Below are 21,932 nucleotides of genomic sequence, written 5' to 3'. Positions count from 1 at the left end.
CCCGCACGATCCGGCAATTGCCGAAAGCGGTGGGTTTTGCCGCGAAGCCGGAATAATGGAATATCGGTGTGCTCATGTGGTTCTTCGTGTCGAGCGTGCAATCGAGTATCGGTTCACGCAACCCGACGGCGGCGGCAGAGATGCTGCCCGTGGACGCAATTCACGCGATCGCTGCGCACTTCCTCACGCTGCTGACGCACTCGAATTGTACTTGTCCACTGTTCGCCGCTACCCGGCCGGCTCGTGGCCGGTATTTTAACGGGCCGGCCGCTCGAAGCCGCAGGAAATCCGATTTATTCGCTCGGGAGGCGCCTTCCCGCCGCTGGGCGGCCCTGGAGGCCCGCACGACACCCGCGTCGCGTCGCTTGCATAAACGCGGTCGGCTTTGGGATTTAAATCGTTACGAAGATGACCCCATATAAATTTGATGCCATCGGTAACGCACGCACAATCAAATGTCTTTAGAATCCTCGAATCACCGAAAAAACCAAAGTCGCCGCTCATGTCGAGACCGATTCTGCATAAGCTGCGACAACGCGCACCGACCAACCACACGTATTTAATATCCTGATGTTGCGCAGGCTCCTATACCGAAAATCGGCGCACGGCCCGTCTCACCTCCGTCACAACACGGCGGTGCAGCGCTGGCTGGTTTTGCATCAAGGCGAAAATCCGTCCACGGATTATTACGTGCTCCCGCGCCTGCGTGAGCTCGGGCTGCCCGTCGTCTACAAGAACCTGGACAGCGCATTTCCGGAGCCCGGCGACCTCGCGCCGGGAACGGCGGTCATCATCATCCGCTACCTGAATGCGCGATGGGCGCGGGCGCTGCGCATCCATCGCGTGCAACTGGCACGCATCGTCTATTTCATGGACGACGACTTGCTGCATCCGCGGTCATGGAACGGGTTGCCGCGGCCGTACGTGAAAAAACTCCGCAAATACTGCCATGCGCATACTGACGACATCCGCGACCTTGCGACGGAATACTGGTTTTCCACGCAGGCGCTTCGCGATCGCTATCCGGATCGCGCAGCAACACTCGTGACGCCGCGCGCGCTGCCCGAAGATGCGCGCACGCAGCGGGTGCGCAGCGCATCGGCGGAATCGCCGATCCTCGTGTTCTATCACGGTAGCGCCGCCCACGAAGCCGAGATCTCGTGGCTGCAGCCGATCATGGCGCAAGTGCTCGCGCGCTGTTCGAACATCCATTTCGAGCTGATCGGCTCGCATGCGGTGAACGTGCTCTATCGCGGCCTGCCGCGCACCCGAGTTGTGCATCCGATGGACTGGGTCAACTACCGCGGCCATTGCCGTCTGCTCGACGGTCATATCGGCCTCGCCCCGCTGCTGCCGTCGGCATTCAACGCTGCCCGCGCACACGTAAAGGCCTACGACATCGCCCGCTGCCGGGCGGTGGGGCTGTATGCCGCTACCGGCCCGTATCACGAGGTGATTCGGCACGACGAGAACGGCCTGCTGCTCGACAACGATCCGCAAAGCTGGGTGGAAGCGTTATGCGCGCTGGCCAGCGATCCGGCCCGGCTCCATGCGCTGCGCGTGGCCGCACAGGCACTGCTGCAGCGGCCTGTCGGTCAGGCGGTGCCGATCGAACTCACCCGCACCGCGCCCGCGCAAATCACGCTTACTCGTAACCCAGCCGACTCAGGAACCAGCCGGACACGGCCGGATGTATTCCTGCCAGCAGGAAACATCCCAGATTCAGCGGGAATGGGAAGCTGATTCGCGCGCGATTGGCGCGCAGGCCGAGACGTATCACGCGTGCCGCCTTTGGCGCTCTCCACAGGAAAGGCTTCGGCCCGGGCATGTCGAAGCACATCTGCGATTCGACGTAACCGGGCATCACGACGTTGACCTTCACGCCCTCTGCCGCCAGCCCGTCGCGCATCGCCTCCCCGTAAGCCTTCACCGCGGCCTTGCTCGCACTGTAGCTCGGCGTCTCGGGCAAGCCTCGCCATGCGGCAAGGGAACTGATCAACGCAATCTGCCCGCCGCGGCGCGCGCGCATCGCGGGCATTGCCGCATGAGCGGTGGCCATGCTGGCCTTCACGTTCACGTCCAGCAGACGGTGCATGTCTTCCCAGTCTTCGCCTTGATGTGCAGGGCCGGTATTGATGTTGACGCCGGCATTGGCAATCACGAGATCGGGCGCTTCGGCCGCGCTCATTTCGCTGATCCAGCTTCGCAGCCTGTCGTGGTCGCGAACATCGAATACCGCCGTGACGACGCGCGCACCGAGCGCGGTACACGCGTCGCTAACCTGCTGCAGCAGCGTGGTGTTGCGACCGTGCAAAATGAGTACGGCCGAGCCGGCTCGCGCATATTCCTGCGCCAGTGCTGAACCGATGCCGCCCGTTGCACCCGTAATCAGCACGCAGCGCGGAACCCTTTTTTTTTGTGTAGGCATGGTCGAGAAATATGGCTTTGGAAAGTGATATTTTCGGCAGCATTATCTGACATGCTTCACAAAAAACGCGCACGATTCATAGAATATTTTCCCCAAACAGCCGGCGCGGCAATCCGCTGGCTCCGGCAAGCCCGCGCGTCGGCATAAACGCCGGGAGACGTCTGCAATTCCCGCCACGCCGCTCGTGGTTTAACACTCGTTCATCCTCGGTCGTCTTCTCTTCGGTTATAACCCTTCGTCGCAAAGCCGCCTGCCGGCCCCTTTCCATTTATGGAGCCCCCATGCTGAACCTAGAATCCGCCCAGCAATTCCTGATGACCCGCGGCCTCGACTTCGGCCTCAACCTCCTCGCCGCGATCGTCCTGTGGTTCATCGGCCGCTGGGCGATCCGCATCGGCACCCGCCTGCTCGGCAAGGTCGTGCGCCGCAGCGGCAAGGTCGACCCGACGCTCACCGACTACCTGACTTCGGTCGTCAGCGTGCTGCTGACGATCCTGCTGATCCTCGCGATCCTGCAGGTCTTCGGCGTGCAGACCACGTCGTTCGCCGCGCTGCTCGCCGGCCTCGGCCTCGCGATCGGCACCGCCTGGGGCGGCCTGCTCGCGCACTTCGCCGCCGGCGTGTTCATGCAGGTGCTGCGTCCGTTCAAGATCGGCGACGTCATCAGCGCGGGCGGCGTCACGGGCACTGTGAAGGAACTCGGCCTGTTCGGCACGACGATCATCACCGCCGACAACATCGTGACGATCGTCGGCAACAACAAGATCTTCTCGGACAACATCGCGAACTACAGCGCGACGCCGCATCGCCGCGTCGACCTGACCGCGAAGATCGCGAACAGCGTCGACGCAGTCGATGCGATCAACCGCCTGAAGACGCAGATCCAGTTGATCCCGAACGTGATGAAAGTGCCGGCACCGGACGTCGGCGTGCTGCAGTTCACGCCGGAAGGCCCGCTGCTGTTCGTGCGCCCGTCGACGCAGCCGGAGAACTACTGGCAGGTGTACTGCGATACCAACCGCGTGATCCTCGAAACGTTCCGCGACGCGCAATACCCGACGCCCGAAACGCCGATCTCGCATCGCACTACCTGAACCGCACGGACGAAAAAAAAGCGTGGCAGTTCACAACCGCCACGCTTTTTTATTGCAAGAAAGGAAAACGCGCCGGCTCAGCGACCGCCTGTCTTCTGCGTGCTGTCCGAGTGCCGCCCGCGCACCAGCTTCCACAGCGCGCCAAGCGCAACCGGCACGATCGCCGCGCCGATCCCCGCCAGCACGATCACGTTCAGGTACTGGCGGATGAACGGAATATTGCCGAAGAAGTAACCGAGCAGCACCAGCAGCAGCACCCAGACCAGCGCGCCGATCACGTTGAACAGCTGGAAGCGCGCGAAGCTCATCGACGACGCGCCGGCAACGAACGGCGCGAACGTGCGCACGACCGGGATGAAGCGCGCGAGCACGATCGTCTTGCCGCCGTGCTTGTCGTAGAACGAGTGAGTCTTCTGCAGCGCCGCGCGATCGAGGAAGCGCTCGAGCACCGGGATATGGGTATTGAACACCTTCGGGCCGATCCAGCGGCCGATCAGGTAGTTCACGGTGTTGCCGGTAATCGCCGCGACGAGCAGCAGCATGATGAGCGCGCCGACGTTCATGTCGCCCGTCGCCGCGAACGCGCCGCCGATGAACAGCAGCGAATCGCCCGGCAGGAACGGCAATACGACGAGCCCCGTCTCGCAGAACACGATCAGGAACAACACCAGGTACACCCATGCGCCGTACTGCCGGATGAAGTCGCCGAGGAACGCGTCGATATGCAGGACCAGGTTGACGAAATGAAGCAGCGTATCCAAATGCGATTCCTCGAAGGCGAAAGGGCCGGAACGGCCGGAAAAAGCGGAAGTGCCCGCCGGACAAGGCGGCGCGCGCAACTGAGCCCCATGATACCGAAACTACCTTAAGGCTCCGTGAAAAAACGTAACCGTTCGCGGCCCCGGCACGCCCTCGCGGCCTCGCTATAATTCGGCCATGTCCGAAATCACCGAAACGGCCGCGGGCGCCGCACCCGCCCCCGCTCCGCGCCCGCTGCGCGCGATCCAGCCCCTGCCCGACCAGCTGATCAGCCAGATCGCTGCCGGCGAGGTCGTCGAACGCCCGGCGTCGGTCGTCAAGGAGCTGCTCGAGAACGCGATGGACGCCGGTGCGACGACGCTGCGCATCGTGCTCGAGGAAGGCGGCGTCAAGCGCATCTCGATCACCGACGACGGCTGCGGGATTCCGCCCGCCGAGCTGCCGCTCGCGCTGATGCGCCACGCGACGAGCAAGATCCGCTCGCTCGAGGAGCTCGAGGCCGTCGCAACGCTGGGTTTTCGCGGCGAAGCGCTCGCGTCGATCGCGTCGGTCGCCGAGATGTCGATCACGAGCCGCACGGCCGAGCTCGCGCATGCGACGAAAATCGACGCGACCACGGGTGCGCTGTCGCCGGCCGCCGGCGCGGTCGGTACGACGATCGAAGTGCGCGAGCTGTACTTCAACACGCCCGCGCGCCGCAAATTCCTGAAAAGCGAGCAGACCGAGTTCGGCCACTGCCTCGAAATGATCCGCCGCGCGGCGCTCGCGCGGCCGGACGTCGCGATCTCGGTGCTGCACAACGGCAAGGCCGTCGAGCACTGGAACGCGACCGAACCCGCGCAGCGCGTCGCGAAGATCCTCGGCGACGGCTTCGCGACCGCGCACCTGCCACTCGACGAACAGGCCGGGCCGCTCGCCGTCTACGGCTGCGCGGGCCTGCCGACCGCGAGCCGCGGCCGCGCCGACCAGCAATACTTCTTCGTCAACGGCCGCTTCGTGCGCGACAAGCTGCTCACGCACGCGGTGCGCGCCGCTTACGAGGACGTGCTCCACGGCGATCGCTACCCGTCGTACGTGCTGTTCCTCGACCTGCCGCCCGAAGCGGTCGACGTGAACGTGCACCCGTCGAAGATCGAAGTGCGGTTCCGCGATTCGCGCTCGATCCACCAGTACGTCTTCCATGCGGTGCAGCGCGCACTCGCCCGTCATGCGGGCGCGTCGCCGGAAACCACCGCGGGCGGCCATGCCGCGCAACTCTCACCCGCGCCGAGCGGCCCCGCGTCGTTCCTGAATACCCCGCTCGGCCAGGGCGCAGCCACCGGCACGGGCGGCAGCGGCTTCTCGCCCGCCTCGCCGTCGTCTTCGTCGTCTTCGCCGACGGGCAACACGTGGATGCGCCAGGCGCGCATGACGCAGGGCACGCTGCCGGTCGCGCAACCGCTCGCACTCTACGACGCGCTGTTCGGCCGCAAGGACACGGGCGCGGGCACACCGGGCGGCACGACGATCGTCGCGCGCGATTCGGCGGATGCAGCCGACGCACCGGTCGCGCCGCGGCCGGGTTTCGTCGCGTCGCCGCTCGCTGCCAGCGCGCACGACGAGCAGCCGCTCGGCTTCGCGCTCGGCCAGATCCATGGGATCTACGTGCTCGCGCAGAACGCGCACGGCCTCGTGATCGTCGACATGCACGCGGCGCACGAACGGATCCTGTACGAACAGTTCAAGAACGCGCTGGCCGACCGCACGGTCGCCGTGCAGTCGCTGCTGCTGCCGGTATCGATGACGGCGACGCCGGTCGAGATCGGCACGGTCGAGGAAGAACGCGACACGCTCGAATCGCTCGGCTTCGACCTCGCGGTGCTGTCGCCGACGACGCTCGCGATCCGCGCGGTGCCCGCGCTGCTGAAGGACGCGGACCTGCAGTCGCTCGCGCGCGCCGTGCTCGCCGACCTGCACGCGTTCGGCGGCTCGCGCGTGCTCACCGAGCGCCAGCACGAGCTGCTCGGCACGCTCGCGTGCCACCACGCGGTGCGCGCGAACCGGCGTCTGACGCTCGACGAGATGAATGCGCTGCTGCGCCAGATGGAAGCAACCGAGCGCGCGGATCAATGCAATCACGGCCGGCCGACGTGGTATCAGCTCACGCTGAACGATCTCGACCGCCTCTTCATGCGCGGGCAATGAGCGATTCACCGCAGTCCCGTCCGACGACGATCGCCTGCCTGCTCGGCCCCACCGCATCGGGCAAGACGGCCGCCGCGCTGGCGCTCGCCGCGCGCCGCCCGATCGAGATCGTCAGCGTCGATTCGGCGCTCGTCTACCGCGACATGGATATCGGCACCGCGAAACCGACGCGTGACGAGCGCGCGAGCGTGCCGCACCATCTGATCGACATCATCGACCCGGCCGATGCATATTCGGCGGCCGAATTCCGCGCGGACGCGCTGCGCCTGATCGGCGAGATCGCCGCACGCGGCCGCACGCCGTTGCTCGCGGGCGGCACGATGCTGTACTACAAGGCGCTGACGCAAGGCCTCAACGACCTGCCGACCGCCGATCCGGCCGTGCGCGCGGCGCTCGACGCCGACGCCGAGCGCGACGGCTGGCCCGCCCTGCATGCGCGGCTCGCGCAGGTCGATCCCGCGACGGCCGCGCGGCTCGCGCCGAACGATTCGCAGCGGATCCAGCGCGCGCTCGAAGTGTTCATGCTGAGCGGTCAGCCGATGTCGGTGCTGCTCGCCGCGCCGCGGCGCGCGGACGACGAGGCCGCCGCGTACCGCTTCGTGCCGGTCGCGCTCGAACCGTCGGACCGCGCGGTGCTGCACGCGCGCATCGCGCAACGCTTCGACGCGATGCTCGACGCGGGCTTCATCGACGAGGTCGAACGTCTGCGCCGCCGCGAGGATCTGCATCTCGGCCTGCCGTCGATGCGCTGCGTCGGCTACCGGCAGGCATGGGAATTCCTCGACGGCGACACCGACTACCGGACCATGCGCGACAAGGGCATCTTCGCGACGCGCCAGCTGTGCAAACGGCAGATCACGTGGCTGCGCGCGATGCCCGAGCGGATCGTCGTCGACTGCGTCGCGCCGGATGCGACGGCGCAGGCACTCGACACGCTCGAACGCGTGCTGGACGAGCACCTGCCGGCCTGATTCGCCGCTCGCGGCCCCGCCGCGTGCACGGCGGCCAGCCGCCCGGAGGCACTCACGCCGCCTCGCTCAGTGCGCGAGCGTCACGAGATTGGCGTCGCGCGTGAGCTGCCAGCGGCCGTCCAGCTTGCGAAAGATCGTCAACGTATGGCCGGAGCGGCGCACGGTATCGCCACCGGGCGGCGTCACGTCGATCTCGAGGAAATTGCGCAGGTACGCCCAGTCGCCCATCACGCGCAACTCGTCGATCCGGTAACGGCCGTCGATTTTCGGCCCGTTGCCGGCCGCCGCATGCGCGTCGCGTGACACGGCCGCGAACGCCGCCTTGTCGAACGGCGGCTTGCCGGCCACCATGAAAATCGCGTCGTCGGCGATCAGGTCGAGCACGGTCGCCAGATCGCCGCGCCGGCTCGACACGAACCAGGTTTCCACCAGATCGCGAATCGCGTGTTCGTCTTCGGTCATCGTCGCTCCTCCTTGGGCGGTGCGCCACCACGCCAGGCCGCACCCCCCCAGAAAAAAAGCCGCCCGGATCGACTCCGGGCGGCTTTCCTTGCTGCATCCTGCTTGCGGTGCGTCAGACCACGACCGTCTGCGCCTCGCCTTCGCGGCTCGCACGCACGGTGCCGATCTTCCACACCTGTTCGCCGGCGGCCGTCAGGTCGGCGATCGCCGCGTCGGCGTCCGCCGCCGACACGATCACGGCCATCCCGATCCCGCAGTTGAACACGCGGTGCATTTCCGCATCGGCGACGCCGCCGTGCTCCTGCAGCCACTTGAACAGCGGCGGCAGCGGCCATGCGTTCTGGTCGAGCTCGGCCGTGAGGCCTTCGCACAGCACGCGCGGAATGTTCTCGACGAGGCCGCCGCCGGTGATGTGGGCCATGCCCTTCACCGACAGCTTCTGCATCAGTGCGAGCAGCGGCTTCACGTAGATGCGCGTGGGCGCCATCAGCGTGTCGGCCAGCGAGCGGCCGTGGAAGTCGGCCGACAGGTCGGGATTCGCGCGCTCGATGATCTTGCGCACGAGCGAGAAGCCGTTCGAGTGGATGCCGCTCGACGCGAGACCGAGCACCACGTCGCCTTCGGCGATCGTGCTGCCGTCGATGATCTTGCTCTTCTCGACCGCACCGACCGCGAAACCGGCCAGATCGTATTCGCCGTCCGGGTACATGCCCGGCATTTCGGCCGTTTCACCGCCGATCAGCGCGCAGCCCGACAGCTCGCAGCCGTGCGCGATGCCCTTGACGACCGTGGCGGCCGTGTCGACGTCGAGCTTGCCGCACGCGAAGTAATCGAGGAAGAACAGCGGCTCGGCACCCTGCACGAGGATGTCGTTCACGCTCATCGCGACCAGATCCTGGCCGACGGTGTCGTGTTTGTTCAGATGAAAGGCCAGCTTGAGCTTGGTGCCCACGCCGTCGGTGCCCGACACGAGCACGGGCTCCTTGTACTTCTTCGGCACTTCGAACAGCGCGCCGAACCCGCCGATGCCGCCGAGCACGCCGTCGCGCAGGGTTTTCTTCGCAAAAGGCTTGATCTTGTCGATGAGCGCGTCGCCCGCGTCGATGTCGACGCCTGCGTCGCGGTAGGACAGACCCTGAGCGTCGGGAGCGGATTTCGGAGGATTCATGGGGGAATGCGAGAAGGTCGGTAAAATGCGATTTTACCCGAAGCCGGCCCGTTGGCCGGAATTCCCAGCACCGAATCGTCAGGGATTGCATCTTGGTCGACACGTCCCCGTTTTCTTCGCTACGCGAGCCGCGCCGAAACCCGCGCGCCGCCGTGCGTGCGGCCGCGTGTGCAGGCACCGGAGCAGCCCCTCGCGCGTGCCCGCCGTACGGCGCGCGTTTCATCAACCGACCCGCATTGTGACTGTTGTGTCCCGTCAACTGACGCTCGATCTCGGCACGCCGCCGCCGGCCACGTTCGACAACTTCATCATGAATGAGGAGAACGACGAGCTCATCTCGCGGCTCCAGAAGCTCGACCTCGCGCTCGCGGCGGGGCCCGTGCCCGACCGGTCGTTCTACATCTGGGGCGAGCCCGGCTGCGGCCGCACCCACCTGCTGCAGGCGCTCGTGAGCGACGCGTCGTACGGCTACGCTCGCTATCTCACGCCGCAGAGCCCGCTCGGCGCGTTCACGTTCGACCCGCGCATCGGCATCTACGCGATCGACGACTGCGACCGGATGAGCGATACGCAGCAGGTCGCGCTGTTCAACCTGTTCAACGAGGTCCGCGCGCACCCGTCGAGCGCGTTCGTCGCGGCGGGCCCCGCGGCACCGCTCGCGCTCGACGTGCGCGAGGATCTGCGCACGCGCCTCGGCTGGGGGCTCGTGTTCCACCTGTCGCCGCCGTCCGACGCCGGCAAGATCGCCGTGCTGAAACTGGCGGCGAAGGAGCGTGGGATCGCGCTCACCGACGACATCGCCGCTTACCTGCTGACCCATTTCCGCCGCGACATGCCGAGCCTGATGGCGCTGCTCGACGCGCTAGACCGCTTCTCGCTCGAGCAGAAACGCGCCGTCACGCTGCCGCTGCTGCGCCGGATGCTGGCACGCCCCGGCGACGACATCGCACCACCGGGCACAGGCCCGAACCGCTTCGAGTAAAATGCCCTCCCATGACTAATCTGGCACTCTTTGACCTCGATCACACGCTGATCCCAACCGATAGCGACCACGAATGGGGTCGCTTCATGGTGAAACTCGGCATCGTCGACGCGGAAAGCTTCTCGCGTCAGAACGACCAGTTCTTCGCCGACTACAAGGCCGGCAAGCTCGACATCCATGCGTACCTGTGCGCGATGCTCACGCCGCTCGCGAAGTACTCGCGCGCGCAGCTCGCGCAATGGCACGAGCAGTACATGCATGAAGTGATCCGCCCCGCGATGACGCCCGCCGCGCTCGAACTCGTGCGCAAGCACCTCGATGCCGGCGACCTGTGCTGCGTCGTGACCGCCACCAACGAATTCATCACGCGTCCGATCGCGACCGCGTTCGGCGTCGACACGCTGATCGCGTGCGAGGTCGAAACGACCGACGGGCATCCCGACTCGCCGTACACGGGCCGGCCGACCGGCACGCCGAGCTATCGCGAAGGCAAGATCGTGCGCACCGAAGCGTGGCTCGCGTCGCTCGGCAAGCACTGGGACGACTTCGAACACAGCTACTTCTACAGCGACTCGCACAACGACATCCCGTTGCTCGAGAAAGTCACCGACCCGATCGCGACCAACCCCGACGACACGCTGCGCGCGCATGCAAGCGACCGCGGCTGGCGCATCCTCGATCTCTTCTGAACGTCGTGATCAAAAAATTCATTCGCAAGCTGCTCGGCCAGGACGGCGCCGAACAAACGACGCCCGCCGCGGCGCCCGCCGCCGACACGGCCCCCGCTCCGCGCGCCGCGAAGGGTAGCCGCAGCAGCGGCGCCGCCAGGAAATCGCGCAGCAATCACGAACCGACCGTCGTGCCGGCCAGCGTGCACCGGATCGATCCGGCACTGATCTCGAAGAACGCGGTGCGCGTGACCGACACGCTGCAGCAGGCGGGCTTTCGCGCGTTCATCGTCGGCGGCGCCGTGCGCGACCTGCTGCTCGGCATCGCGCCGAAGGACTTCGACGTCGCGACCGATGCGACGCCGACCGAGGTTCAGCGCCTGTTCCGCCGTGCGCGCCTGATCGGCCGCCGCTTCCAGATCGTCCACGTGCAGTTCGGCCAGGAACTGATCGAGGTGTCGACGTTCCGCGCACTGGTCGACGCGCCGCCCGAAGCGGCCGCCGCCGAGCCGCCGAAGCGCCTGAAGCGCGACGAACTCGACCGCCGCACGCACGCGGTGGACGCCAGCGGCCGCGTGCTGCGCGACAACGTCTGGGGCGAACAGCACGAAGACGCCGCGCGCCGCGACTTCACGATCAATGCGATGTACTACGACCCGTCGACGCAGACGGTGCTCGACTACCACGACGGGATGGCCGACATGCGCGCCCGTCTGCTGCGGATGATCGGCGATCCGGCCACGCGCTTCCGCGAGGATCCGGTGCGGATGCTGCGCGTCGTGCGCTTCGCGGCCAAGCTCGGCTTCGAGATCGAGCCGCACACGCGCGAGCCGATCAACGCGCTCGCCGACCTGATCAACAACGTGCCGGCCGCGCGCCTGTTCGACGAAATGCTGAAGCTGCTGCTGTCGGGTCACGCACTCGCGTGCCTGAAGCAGTTGCGCAAGGAAGGCCTGCACCACGGGCTGCTGCCGCTGCTCGACGTCGTGCTGGAACAGCCGCAGGGCGAGAAGTTCATCACGCTCGCGCTGAACAACACCGACGCGCGCGTGCGCGCCGGCAAGCCGGTATCGCCGGGCTTCCTGTTCGCGACGCTGCTGTGGCACGACATGCGCCAGCGCTTCGAGCAATACACGGCCGAAGGCGAATTCCCGGTGCCGGCGCTCCATCGCGCGATGGACGACGTGCTCGACATGCAGACCGAGAAGCTCGCGATCCACAAGCGCTACTCGGCCGACATGCGCGAGATCTGGGGCTTGCAGCTGCGCCTCGAAAAACGCTCGGGCCGCAGCGCGATGCGGCTGCTGGAACACCAAAGGTTTAGAGCGGGGTATGATTTCCTCCTGTTACGCTGCGAATCCGGCGAGCTCGATGCGGAAGTCGGACAGTGGTGGACGGATTTCATCGAAGGCGACGCGGCCGCCCGTGAGACACTCCTCACGCAGGGCGGCTCGAAGGAAAAATCACCCCGCAAGCGGCGCCGCCGCGGCGGTGCGCGAAACCGCAAGCCGGACGAAGGCGCAGCCGAGCAGGCGCCGGACACCGCAGACGGTTCCGACGACTGACGCGCTCGCCGGCGAACGACGTAGGAAGTGATGCCATGACGGTTGCATATATCGGACTGGGGGCGAATCTCGGCGATGCGCGCCAGACCCTGAAGGACGCGGTGGTGTGCCTTGCGCAGCAGCGCACCATCTCGATCCTCGGCAAGTCGAGCCTGTATCGCACGGCGCCCTTCGAAGCCGGCGGCGACGATTACTACAACTGCGTCGTCAAGCTCGACACGACGCTGTCGGCCCGCGAGCTGCTCGCGCTCTGCCAGAAGATCGAACATCACTTCGGGCGCGAGCGCCCGTATCGCAACGCGCCACGCACGCTCGACCTCGACATCCTGCTGTTCGGCACCGATTCGATCGACGAACCCGACCTGATCGTCCCGCATCCGCGCCTCACCGACCGCGCATTCGCGCTCGTGCCGCTCGTCGAAATCGACCCGGCGCTCGACATCCCCGCGCGCGGCCGCGCCGATGCGTTCCTCGCCGCCGTCGCCGATCAGCGCGTCGAGAAGGTGCAGACCTGCCAATGCCTGATGCAGAAGGCCCTTGCCGCCGGCGCAGATGCCGACAAGAACCGCTGCCGATGAACACTACTCCGCTGACCGTCACCGCCCCCGACCTGCGCGCCCCGCATCGCTATCTCGTGATCGAAGGCCCGATTGGCGTCGGCAAGACGACGCTCGCGCGCCTGCTCGGCGAGCGCTGGTCGATGCAGACGCTGCTCGAACGCCCGCAGGACAACCCGTTCCTCGAGCGCTTCTATCGCGACACCGCGCGCTACGCACTGCCCGCGCAGCTGTCGTTCGCGCTGCAGCGCGCGCAGCAGGCACGCGAACTGATCGGCGCGCTCGAAACGGGCCGCCCGGTCATCGCCGATTTCATGCCGCAGAAGAACGACATCTTCGCGCGGCTGAACCTGCCGGAAGACGAATGGCAGCTGTACCGGTCGGTCGCGACGCACGTCGACGTGCCGCAGGCCCCCGCGCCCGATCTCGTCGTCTACCTGCAGGCGAGCCCCGAGGTGCTGTTCTCGCGCATCCAGAAGCGCGGGCTGCCGATGGAGCTGCAGATCAGCGACGCGTATCTGCGCTCGCTCGTCGACGCCTACAACGAATTCTTCTATCACTACGACCGCACGCCGGTACTGACGGTCGCAGCCGAACACCTGAACCCGCTGGATTCCCCCGAAGACCTCGCGCTGCTGATCGAGCGCATCGAGACGATGCGCGGCCGCAAGGAATTCTTCGTCAAGGGCGAGACGACGCGCTGACGCGTCCTCGCCCGTCGTTTTCATCATCGAACCGGATTACCCATGACCTATCTCCAGGACTCGAGCCGGCCTGCCGTCACGGTGCCCAAGCTGCAGGCAATGCGCGACGCCGGCGAGAAGATCGCGATGCTCACCTGCTACGACGCGAGCTTCTCGTCGCTGCTCGATCGCTCGGGCGTCGACGTGCTGCTGATCGGCGACTCGCTCGGCAACGTGCTGCAGGGTCACACGACTACGCTGCCCGTGTCGCTCGACGACATCGCGTACCACACCGCGTGCGTCGCGCGCGTGCAGCCGCGCGCGCTGATCATGGCCGACCTGCCGTTCGGCACATACGGCACGCCGGCCGAGGCATTCGCGAGCGCCGTCAAGCTGATGCGCGCCGGTGCGCAGATGATCAAGCTCGAAGGCGGCGAATGGCTCGCCGAAACGATCCGCTTCCTCGTCGAACGCGCGGTGCCCGTGTGCGCGCACGTGGGCCTCACGCCGCAGTCGGTGCACGCTTTCGGCGGCTTCAAGGTACAGGGCAAGACCGAGGCCGGCGCCGCGCAGCTGCTGCGTGACGCGCGCGCGGTCGAGGAAGCCGGCGCGCAGGTCGTCCTGCTCGAGGCCGTGCCGACCCTCATCGGTTCCGAGGTCACGCACATGCTGCGCGTGCCGACGATCGGCATCGGTGCGGGCGCCGACTGCTCGGGCCAGGTGCTGGTGCTGCACGACATGCTCGGCATCTTCCCCGGCAAGCGTCCGCGCTTCGTGAAGGACTTCATGCAGGGCCAGCCGAACATCCAGGCAGCCGTCGAAGCCTATGTGCGTGCGGTGAAGGACGGTTCGTTCCCGGGGGCGGAACATTCGTTCTGATCGGGACGGCAGCGCCGTGGCGCGCTGCCGGCGATCGCTGCGGCACACTCGCTGAAGTGTCCGGCAATGCGGTACGCCGGTTCTCGTACTGCATTGCCGGACAACACATACTTTCTAACTCGTCCTATTTCTGCTCGTCTTCGTCGCTGCGACCATCAAACCTTCGTCAATCGAAGGAGTGCCAAAAGATGGCTCATATGTATGAAAAGGCGGCTGAACTCGTCGGGCAAAAGCTGGCAGGCGACGGAGAATGCGTCGCGCTGGTCAAAATTTATACTTCCATCGGCCCCACCGCCATCTGGCGACCGGAAAAAAAAGCAAGCGGCGACCGGAGTATCCGCGCCGGAACCGTCATTGCAACTTTCGAGAACGATCGCTACCCAAGCCGATCGCACGGCAATCATGCGGCGTTCTATCTCGGCCAGGATGTGCGCGGTATCCACGTCGTTGAACAATGGCGCTCACTCAAGGCAATTCAGAGAAGATGCATTCCGTTCAAAGGCAAGGACAAAAATGGCCGTTACATCGATCCGAGCAATAACGCCGATGCATTTTCGGTCGTGAAATGATGATGCTCATCCGCCAAACACCGTGTCGACTGCTCGCCATCGCTGCGCTCGCATACAGTTCGCTCGTCGCAGTACCCGCGTCCGCTGCGACAGCAGATTGTCCTGCACGCCTTGCCGTTACCCAGCAGCTCGACGGTCAACCGCCTGATGGCTGGAAAAGCTTCGACACGCAAAGCACCTATCCGCTTGCCAGCGTCACCTTCTGGTCAGGGCCGCCGGATCGGATGACGTCGTTGCTGCCGAACCGCTCGCACTCCGAGTCTAAAAGCGATATTTATATCTGGTCGCTCGCAGAAAACCGTGAAGACTACTGGATTTCGTGTGACTACGGCAATACGAGCGTCGTGATCGCGCGGCCACTGGGCAAACAGGCACAGACGTGCGTCGCGCGCTACAGACGCGGGCACGCCATCGTACAAAGCTGGCAATGTACGCCGCGGAAGTAATCCGCGCTCAGGCCGGTGCGCAGCCGTGAATCAGCCGCGCCGCCATCGGCCCGCGCAACGCATTGCAGATCATCAACTCATCCGCGTTCAGCACATCGTCGAGCGTCAGCGCACGCTCTTTTGCGCCTAGTGCCAAATCGTCGAGCAGCACGCCGCGCATCACACCCGGCAGCACGCCGCACGACAACGGCGGCGTCACCCACACCCCATCAAGCTTCACGAACACATTCGAGCGCCCACCTTCGGTCAACTCGCCGCGCTCGTTAAAGAACAGCATGTCGAAGCCGCCGAGCGCTTCCGCCGCCTGCCATGCACGGTCGAATTCGGCGCGGCGCGTCGTCTTGTGCAGCAGCAATGCATCGTCCGTGCGGGTCGACGCGAAGCCGTGCCCGGACGCGAGCATCACGCCAACCGGCCCCGCGGGCAGCGGCTTCAGTACGGCGGCCGTGATGTCGACCGTGCCGTCCTTCGCGAGCGCGAGCTTCATCCGGTACGGACCGTCGCCGTCGAGCGCCGCACAGCGCGCGTCGATCTCGCGGCGCAACGCATCGGCGTCGAGGCGGAAGCCGAATGCATCGGCACTGCGCTGCAGCCGCGCGAGATGGCGCTCGAGATGCCGGATGCCGTCCGCGCGCGTCGCGGCGGTCGTCTCGAACAACTGGAAGCCGGGATCGGCGTCGGTCAGGAATCGTGCTTTCAATTCGCACTCCGCATATTCGTCGGCGGCGACGCTGTCGAGCACGATGCCCGCGCCAACGCCCATCGTGCCGCGCCGCCGGCCGGCAGCAGTCATTGCCGCGTCGCGCGGGTTGATCGTTGCCCCGGCATCGACATCGGCCGCTTCGAGCGTCAGCGTCCGGATCGCGACCGACAGGCAGAAATCGCCGCAGCCGGCCGCGCCGTCAGGCGATGCATCGCCTGACGAGCGGTTTTCCTTCGGCGCATCGAGCCAGCCGATCGCGCCCGTATAAAGCCCGCGCGGCGTCGACTCGATCGCGTCGATCAATTCCATCGTCTTGTGCTTCGGCGCACCGGTGATCGATCCGCACGGAAACAGCGCGCGCAGCATCTGCGCGAACGTCGTTCCATCGCGCCAGCCGGCCTCGACCGTCGACGTCATCTGCCACACCGACGCATACGGCTCGACCGAGAACAGCGCCGGCACCTTGACGGTGCCCGTGCGCGCGATCCGCGACACGTCGTTGCGCAGCAGATCGACGATCATCACGTTTTCCGCGCGGTTCTTCGGATCGTTCGCGAGGAACGCGGCCGCGGCCGCATCTTCGCGCGGATCGGCCGAGCGCGGCGCGGTGCCCTTCATCGGTCGCGCGCGCAGCACGTCGCCGCGCTTCTCGACGAACAGCTCCGGCGAGCACGACACGACCCACGCGCCGTCGGGCAGCGCGATCAGCGCGCCGTAACGCACGGGCTGACGCGCGCGCAGCCGCCGGTACAGCGCGAGCGGCGTGCCGAACATGTCGAAATTCAGCCGGTACGTGTAGTTGATCTGATACGAATCGCCTGCGCGCAGCGCGTCGTGCACCGCGCCGATTGCCGCGTCGAACGCGTCGCGCGACACGCTCTTCGCGACGTGCGCGACGCCCGCGATCGACGGCGGGCCGCCGCCATCCTGCTGCGCGAGCCATGCGTCGACTTCGTCACGCGACAGCCGCTCGCAGCGCGCATACAGCAAAAAGCGCAGCGGGGCATGGCCCGGCTGCGCTCTTTCCAGATTGCGTCCGAATTCGTAATCGCCGACGACGACCGCATGCAGCCCGTCGCGCAGGTCCTGCGCCACCGCCGCATCGACTTCGTCGAGCCGTGCCGGATCCGTGCATACGCGTTCGCGTACGAAACCGGAATACAAACGACTCGACCGCGCGGACGCGGTCGAGTCGCAATCGTCCAAGAGCGCGAATGACGCGCCCTCGTTGCCTTCAGTCATGCCGTTACTCGAAGAAGCTCTTCACTCGGTCGAACCAGCTCTTGCTCTGCGGGCTGTGACGCGCACCGCCCTCGGCCAGCGACTTCTCGAACTGCTTGAGCAGGTCGCGCTGCTGGTCGGTCAGCTTCACGGGCGTCTCGACCTGCACGTGTACGTACAGATCACCCGCGATGCTCGAACGCAGACCCTTGATCCCCTTGCCGCGCAGACGGAACGTCTTGCCCGACTGCGTGCCTTCCGGCACCGGGAACGACGCACGGCCGGCCAGCGTCGGCACCTCGATCTCGCCGCCGAGTGCGGCGGTCGTGAACGGGATCGGCATCTGGCAGTGGAGATCGTCGCCGTCGCGCTCGAACACCGAGTGCGGCTTGATGTGGATCTCGACGTACAGGTCGCCCGGCGGCCCGCCGTTGATGCCCGGCTCGCCGTTGCCGGCCGAGCGGATCCGCATCCCGTCGTCGATACCGGCCGGGATCTTCACTTCGAGCGTCTTGGTTTCCTTCACCTTGCCCGACCCGTGGCAATGCGCGCACGGTTCGGGGATGTAGGTACCGGTGCCGTGACACTTCGGGCAGGTCTGCTGGATGCTGAAGAAGCCCTGCGACATGCGCACCGTGCCCTGGCCATGACAGGTCGGGCAGGTTTCGGGCTTCGTGCCGGGCTTCGCGCCCGACCCGTGACAGACTTCGCACGATACCCAGCTCGGCACGCGGATCTGCGTGTCGTAGCCGTGCGCGGCCTGTTCCAGCGTGATTTCCATGCTGTAGCGCAAGTCGGCACCGCGATACACCTGCGGGCCGCCGCGGCCGCCGCGCGCGGCACCGCCCGCGGCCTGACCGAAGATGTCGCCGAAGATGTCGCCGAACGCATCCGCGAAGCCGCCGAAACCCTGGCCACCCGCACCACCCATGTTCGGATCGACGCCCGCGTGACCGTACTGGTCGTACGCCGCGCGCTTCTGGTCGTCCGACAGCATTTCATAGGCTTCCTTCACCTCCTTGAAATGCTCTTCCGCATCCTTGTTGTCCGGATTGCGGTCAGGGTGATACTTCATCGCAAGCTTGCGATATGCCTTCTTGATTTCGTCGTCGCTCGCATTCTTTGCGACGCCCAGAACCTCGTAGTAATCCCGTTTCGCCATATCGATTCACTGTGCCGTCGCGCGTCACGCACGCGGCGGCTCCTTTCGCCCGCAGTAAAGTCTCTCGACTCGTCTGGCGCTGCGCCGTCCGCGGACGGCTCGCGCAGCACCCGCCAAAAAACAAATGTGCCCGGAGGGCCGCGAAGCCCGCCAGGCGTGGAGTCGATCCGGCCATCCGGAAGGGAAAGACAGACCGCTGTTCAGCCGCGCCGCGCGCGTTTCGCGCGCGGCGTGCGGTGCCATGGCAACCCGGCTTAGTCCTTCTTCACTTCCTTGAACTCGGCGTCGACGACGTCGTCGGCAGCCTGCTGCGCACCGCCCGCGTGGGCCGCGCCTTCCGCTGCACCCGCCGCACCGGCCGCACCGGCCTGCTGCGCCTGCATGTCGGCGTACATCTTTTCGCCGAGCTTCTGCGAAGCCTGACCGAGTTCCTCGACCTTCGCGTCGATCGCCGCCTTGTCGGCCGACGTATCCTTCAGGACGTCCTCGAGCGACTTCAGCGACGCTTCGATCTTTTCCTTCTCGCCCGCGTCCAGCTTGTCGCCGTACTCGGTGAGCGCCTTCTTCGTGCTGTGGACCAGCGCGTCGCCCTGGTTGCGCGAATCAGCCAACTCGCGCAGCTTGTGGTCTTCCGCTGCGTTCGCTTCCGCGTCCTTGATCATCTGGTCGATTTCGGCGTCGGACAGGCCCGAGTTCGCCTTGATCGTGATCTTGTTTTCCTTGCCGGTCGCCTTGTCCTTCGCGCCGACGTGCAGGATGCCGTTCGCGTCGATGTCGAAGGTCACTTCGATCTGCGGCACGCCGCGCGGCGACGGCGGGATGCCTTCGAGGTTGAACTCGCCGAGCAACTTGTTGCCTGCCGCCATCTCGCGTTCGCCCTGGAACACCTTGATCGTCACGGCCGACTGGTTGTCGTCCGCCGTCGAATACACCTGTGCGTGCTTCGTCGGGATCGTCGTGTTCTTGTTGATCATCTTCGTCATCACGCCGCCGAGCGTCTCGATACCGAGCGACAGCGGGGTCACGTCGAGCAGCAGCACGTCCTTGCGGTCGCCCGACAGGACCTGGCCCTGGATCGCCGCGCCGACTGCGACGGCTTCGTCCGGGTTCACGTCACGGCGCGGATCCTTGCCGAAGAACTCCTTCACCTTCTCCTGCACCTTCGGCATGCGGGTCTGGCCGCCGACCAGGATCACGTCGTCGATGTCCGACACCTTGACGCCGGCGTCCTTGATCGCGATGCGGCACGGTTCGATCGTGCGCTCGACAAGATCCTCGACCAGCGCTTCCAGCTTCGCGCGGGTGATCTTCAGGTTCAAGTGCTTCGGACCCGATGCGTCGGCCGTGATGTACGGCAGGTTGATTTCGGTCTGCTGGCTCGACGACAGCTCGATCTTCGCCTTTTCGGCCGCTTCCTTCAGGCGCTGCAGCGCGAGCACGTCCTTCGACAGGTCGACACCCTGCTCCTTCTTGAACTCGCCGATGATGTAATCGATGATGCGCTGGTCGAAGTCTTCGCCGCCGAGGAACGTGTCGCCGTTGGTCGACAGCACTTCGAACTGCATTTCGCCGTCGACGTCCGCGATCTCGATGATCGACACGTCGAACGTGCCGCCGCCGAGGTCATACACGGCGATCTTGCGGTCGCCCTTCTCTGCCTTGTCGAGGCCGAACGCGAGCGCGGCAGCGGTCGGCTCGTTGATGATCCGCTTGACTTCCAGGCCCGCGATGCGGCCGGCGTCCTTGGTTGCCTGGCGCTGGCTGTCGTTGAAGTACGCCGGCACCGTGATCACGGCTTCCGTGACCGGCTCGCCGAGGTAGTCTTCAGCCGTCTTCTTCATCTTGCGCAGCACTTCCGCCGAAACCTGCGGCGGCGCGAGCTTCTCGCCGTGCGCTTCGACCCATGCGTCGCCGTTGTCGGCCTTGATGATCGCGTACGGCATCAGGCCGATGTCCTTCTGAACTTCCTTCTCTTCGAAGCGGCGGCCGATCAGGCGCTTCACCGCGAACAGCGTGTTCTTCGGGTTGGTCACGGACTGACGCTTGGCCGGCGCGCCGACGAGCACTTCGTTATCGTCCATGTAGGCGATGATCGACGGCGTCGTGCGCGTGCCTTCCGAGTTCTCGATGACCTTGACCTGGTTGCCTTCCATGATGGCGACGCACGAGTTCGTGGTGCCGAGGTCAATACCGATGATCTTTCCCATTTTTCCTAATCTCCAGAAATGCTTGTTTGCTGCGCGAAACCCGACGTTTTTGGGCGGTTTCGCGCGCCAGAATTCAACTCTGTTCCCGAAATGCGTCCGGCCGATCCGTTTTCAAGACCCGCCAGGCGATGCGGATATTAAATTTTTTCAATCGCCGCCGGTAGCTGGATCGTGCGGGCCGCCATCGCGCTCCGACGGCGCACCGGCCGCCGCCACGATCTTCGCGCGCGCCGCCGACACCGCCGCCTGGAACTGCGCGAGGCCATGCCAGCCGGTCGCGCGGCCGAGCCGCTTGCCACGGTGAAAGAAAAACCAGGTCGGCACGCCGTGCAGGCCGAAGCGGCGCCCCAGCTCGTGGTGTTCGTACACGTTGCAATGGAACCACTTCAGGCCCAGCGCGCGGATCGCGTCCGGCTGGGCGAGCATCGCCTTCTTCGCGATCTCGCAGTTGAAGCAGTCGACGCCCCAGAAGAACACCACGGCGAGCGCATCCCCCAAGGGGACTTCCTGCGGGGCATCGCCGGCGCCGGCGATCGCGGCGTCGAACGTGTCGGGCGCCAGCGCCTGCATGCCGAACGCTTCAAACGCGGCCGGATCGACGCCGGCAGGAACCATCGCGGCAGCCTTACTTCGGCTGGGCGACCGTGACGAGCGCCGGACGCAGCACGCGGTCGGCGATCATGTAGCCCTTTTGCAGCACGGTGACGACGGTGTTCGGCTCCTGCTCGGCCGGCACCATCGAAATCGCCTGGTGCTGGTGCGGATCGAACTTCTCGCCGACCGGGTTGATCGCGACGACGCGGCCCTTCTCGAGCGCGCTCGTCAGCTGGCGCAGCGTCAGCTCGACGCCTTCGCGCACCTTCGCGATGTCGCCGGACGTGTCACCGACGGCGGCCTCGAGGCTGTCCAGCACGGGCAGCAGGTGCTCGGCGAAGCTCTCGATCGCAAACTTGTGCGCCTTCGAGACGTCTTCCTGCGCGCGGCGGCGCACGTTCTCGGTCTCGGCCTTCGCCCGGAGGAAGCTCTCCTGCAGGTCGGCGACCTTGGCTTGAGCCTCCGCGAGCGCCGCGTCGGCTGCTTCGGCGGCGGGAGCAGCGCCTTGCGCCGCCTGCTTCTCGCTGCCGATGTCTTCGGCCGATTGGGTAGCCGGGTTCTCTTGCGTGTTTTCCATGTCGCTGAAAGTCGATTAGAGGTTGAAGCCAAATCGGCAACCGCCGGCCGTAT

General features: G+C 65.9%; 21 protein-coding genes. 12 read left to right on the top strand and 9 right to left on the bottom strand.

Annotated features, from left to right (window positions below; translation table 11 throughout):
- The first annotated feature begins 636 nt into the window (after positions 1-636).
- On the top strand, positions 637-1,743 hold the full coding sequence (locus AC1Z3W_RS22115) for a glycosyltransferase family protein (protein WP_244104944.1): 1,107 nt from the start codon (positions 637-639) through the stop codon (positions 1,741-1,743).
- On the opposite strand, the gene AC1Z3W_RS22110 is transcribed toward AC1Z3W_RS22115, so the two are convergent.
- Positions 1,646-2,428, bottom strand: a complete 783-nt coding sequence (locus AC1Z3W_RS22110) for an SDR family NAD(P)-dependent oxidoreductase (protein WP_483508441.1) — start codon at positions 2,426-2,428, stop codon at positions 1,646-1,648. The genes AC1Z3W_RS22115 and AC1Z3W_RS22110 overlap by 98 nt on opposite strands.
- 281 nt (positions 2,429-2,709) lie before the next feature.
- On the opposite strand from AC1Z3W_RS22110, the gene AC1Z3W_RS22105 reads away from it, so the two are divergent.
- Entirely contained in the window at positions 2,710-3,522 is an 813-nt protein-coding gene (locus AC1Z3W_RS22105; protein WP_057926693.1) for a mechanosensitive ion channel family protein, read from the top strand.
- A gap of 77 nt (positions 3,523-3,599) precedes the next feature.
- Here AC1Z3W_RS22105 and AC1Z3W_RS22100 read toward each other — a convergent pair whose 3' ends face one another.
- A complete protein-coding gene (locus AC1Z3W_RS22100; RefSeq protein ID WP_483508439.1) occupies positions 3,600-4,283 on the bottom strand; it encodes a DedA family protein in 684 nt (227 codons plus the stop codon).
- Between the two features lie 175 nt (positions 4,284-4,458).
- Between AC1Z3W_RS22100 and mutL the strand changes: the two genes are divergently transcribed.
- Complete coding sequence (gene mutL, locus AC1Z3W_RS22095; protein ID WP_483508438.1) at positions 4,459-6,465, top strand: DNA mismatch repair endonuclease MutL; 2,007 nt, start codon at positions 4,459-4,461, stop codon at positions 6,463-6,465.
- On the top strand, positions 6,462-7,436 hold the full coding sequence (gene miaA / locus AC1Z3W_RS22090) for a tRNA (adenosine(37)-N6)-dimethylallyltransferase MiaA (protein WP_483508436.1): 975 nt from the start codon (positions 6,462-6,464) through the stop codon (positions 7,434-7,436). Before mutL ends, miaA begins: the two co-directional genes overlap by 4 nt.
- 66 nt (positions 7,437-7,502) lie before the next feature.
- On the opposite strand, the gene AC1Z3W_RS22085 is transcribed toward miaA, so the two are convergent.
- Both AC1Z3W_RS22085 and purM read right to left on the bottom strand, forming a co-directional pair.
- Positions 7,503-7,898, bottom strand: coding sequence for a YybH family protein (locus tag AC1Z3W_RS22085; RefSeq protein ID WP_483508434.1), 396 nt, complete (start codon positions 7,896-7,898; stop codon positions 7,503-7,505).
- 112 nt (positions 7,899-8,010) lie between these two features.
- Positions 8,011-9,066 (bottom strand): phosphoribosylformylglycinamidine cyclo-ligase, encoded by a 1,056-nt coding sequence (gene purM / locus AC1Z3W_RS22080; RefSeq protein WP_483508433.1) that lies wholly within the window; start codon positions 9,064-9,066, stop codon positions 8,011-8,013.
- Between the two features lie 247 nt (positions 9,067-9,313).
- Between purM and hda the strand changes: the two genes are divergently transcribed.
- From hda to AC1Z3W_RS22040, 8 genes are all read left to right on the top strand, one after another.
- Positions 9,314-10,048: a DnaA regulatory inactivator Hda gene (hda, locus tag AC1Z3W_RS22075; RefSeq protein WP_057926699.1), complete on the top strand. Its 735-nt coding sequence runs from the start codon at positions 9,314-9,316 to the stop codon at positions 10,046-10,048.
- Between the two features lie 11 nt (positions 10,049-10,059).
- Positions 10,060-10,737 carry a histidinol-phosphatase gene (locus AC1Z3W_RS22070; RefSeq protein ID WP_124498266.1) on the top strand — a complete coding sequence of 226 codons (678 nt, stop codon included), beginning with the start codon at positions 10,060-10,062 and terminating at the stop codon, positions 10,735-10,737.
- 5 nt (positions 10,738-10,742) lie between these two features.
- Complete coding sequence (pcnB, locus tag AC1Z3W_RS22065; RefSeq protein WP_483508432.1) at positions 10,743-12,281, top strand: polynucleotide adenylyltransferase PcnB; 1,539 nt, start codon at positions 10,743-10,745, stop codon at positions 12,279-12,281.
- A 35-nt stretch (positions 12,282-12,316) separates the two neighbouring features.
- Positions 12,317-12,859, top strand: coding sequence for a 2-amino-4-hydroxy-6-hydroxymethyldihydropteridine diphosphokinase (folK, locus tag AC1Z3W_RS22060; protein WP_057926702.1), 543 nt, complete (start codon positions 12,317-12,319; stop codon positions 12,857-12,859).
- Positions 12,856-13,542, top strand: a complete 687-nt coding sequence (locus AC1Z3W_RS22055; protein WP_057926703.1) for a deoxynucleoside kinase — start codon at positions 12,856-12,858, stop codon at positions 13,540-13,542. Before folK ends, AC1Z3W_RS22055 begins: the two co-directional genes overlap by 4 nt.
- Before the next feature lie 42 nt (positions 13,543-13,584).
- Positions 13,585-14,400, top strand: coding sequence for a 3-methyl-2-oxobutanoate hydroxymethyltransferase (gene panB / locus AC1Z3W_RS22050; protein WP_483508431.1), 816 nt, complete (start codon positions 13,585-13,587; stop codon positions 14,398-14,400).
- A gap of 188 nt (positions 14,401-14,588) precedes the next feature.
- The gene (locus tag AC1Z3W_RS22045; protein WP_483508430.1) at positions 14,589-14,969 is read left to right on the top strand and encodes a BPSL0067 family protein; all 381 of its coding nucleotides are present in this window, start codon (positions 14,589-14,591) and stop codon (positions 14,967-14,969) included.
- A complete protein-coding gene (locus AC1Z3W_RS22040) occupies positions 14,966-15,415 on the top strand; it encodes an STY0301 family protein (protein WP_483508429.1) in 450 nt (149 codons plus the stop codon). Before AC1Z3W_RS22045 ends, AC1Z3W_RS22040 begins: the two co-directional genes overlap by 4 nt.
- A 7-nt stretch (positions 15,416-15,422) precedes the next feature.
- Here the strand turns inward: AC1Z3W_RS22040 and AC1Z3W_RS22035 are convergent, their stop codons facing one another.
- From AC1Z3W_RS22035 to grpE, 5 genes are all read right to left on the bottom strand, one after another.
- Positions 15,423-17,360 (bottom strand): chorismate-binding protein, encoded by a 1,938-nt coding sequence (locus tag AC1Z3W_RS22035; RefSeq protein WP_483508427.1) that lies wholly within the window; start codon positions 17,358-17,360, stop codon positions 15,423-15,425.
- A gap of 4 nt (positions 17,361-17,364) precedes the next feature.
- Positions 17,365-18,501, bottom strand: coding sequence for a molecular chaperone DnaJ (gene dnaJ, locus AC1Z3W_RS22030; RefSeq protein WP_057926706.1), 1,137 nt, complete (start codon positions 18,499-18,501; stop codon positions 17,365-17,367).
- A gap of 254 nt (positions 18,502-18,755) precedes the next feature.
- Positions 18,756-20,708 (bottom strand): molecular chaperone DnaK, encoded by a 1,953-nt coding sequence (gene dnaK, locus AC1Z3W_RS22025; protein ID WP_057926707.1) that lies wholly within the window; start codon positions 20,706-20,708, stop codon positions 18,756-18,758.
- Between the two features lie 147 nt (positions 20,709-20,855).
- Positions 20,856-21,323: a thioredoxin family protein gene (locus AC1Z3W_RS22020; RefSeq protein WP_483508426.1), complete on the bottom strand. Its 468-nt coding sequence runs from the start codon at positions 21,321-21,323 to the stop codon at positions 20,856-20,858.
- A gap of 10 nt (positions 21,324-21,333) precedes the next feature.
- Positions 21,334-21,879 (bottom strand): nucleotide exchange factor GrpE, encoded by a 546-nt coding sequence (grpE, locus tag AC1Z3W_RS22015; protein WP_483508425.1) that lies wholly within the window; start codon positions 21,877-21,879, stop codon positions 21,334-21,336.
- Positions 21,880-21,932: the final 53 nt, after the last annotated feature.

The sequence above is a fragment of the Burkholderia sp. 10_S31 genome (genome assembly GCF_056930375.1).
This window is presented reverse-complemented; position numbering and strand designations above follow the sequence as displayed.